Below are 589 nucleotides of genomic sequence, written 5' to 3'. Positions count from 1 at the left end.
GCCTGAGTCGTCGTCATGTCGGTCTGGTCCTCACTCCTCTGGTCAGGCGCGCCAGTGCGGGTCGTACCCGCTGGTCAGCTCGGGTCGGTTGTGACGCCACTTCGGTTCCTTGTTGACGGCCATGCTGGTGATGCCGCGCATGCGCCGGATGAAGGCGCCGTAGGGCCTGATGAGGCTGGACGACAGGCTGCCGCCGGTGGGCTCGTCCATGAACGGCATGAAGGTGTCGGGGAAGCCCGGCATGGTGCAGCCGATGCAGATGCCGCCCACGTTGGGGCAGCCGCCGAGGCCGCCCATCCATCCCCTCTTGGGGACGTTGCAGTTCACCACGGGACCCCAACAACCCACCTTCACCTGACACTTGGGTGAGTTGTAGTCCTTGGCGAAGTCGGCCTGCTCGTAGTACGCGGCGCGGTCGCAGCCCTCGTGGACCGTCTTGCCGAACAGCCACTGCGGGCGCAGCATCTCGTCCAGCGGCGGGGGCGGTGCGGAGCCCGCGGCGTGGCGCAGCAGCCAGGTCAGGGTCTCCATGAAGTTCTCCGGCTGGATGGGGCAGCCGGGGACGTTGACGATGGGCAGGGCGCCCTGC

1 pseudogene is annotated in these 589 nt (G+C 67.9%); it reads right to left on the bottom strand.

What is annotated here, in order from left to right:
• Positions 1 to 42: 42 nt before the first annotated feature.
• Positions 43 to 589, bottom strand: a pseudogene (locus CCN35_RS13100) (hydrogenase expression protein HypE); the annotation flags it as partial.

The organism is Streptomyces thermovulgaris (assembly GCF_002155915.1).
GTDB lineage: Bacteria > Actinomycetota > Actinomycetes > Streptomycetales > Streptomycetaceae > Streptomyces > Streptomyces thermovulgaris.
This window is presented reverse-complemented; position numbering and strand designations above follow the sequence as displayed.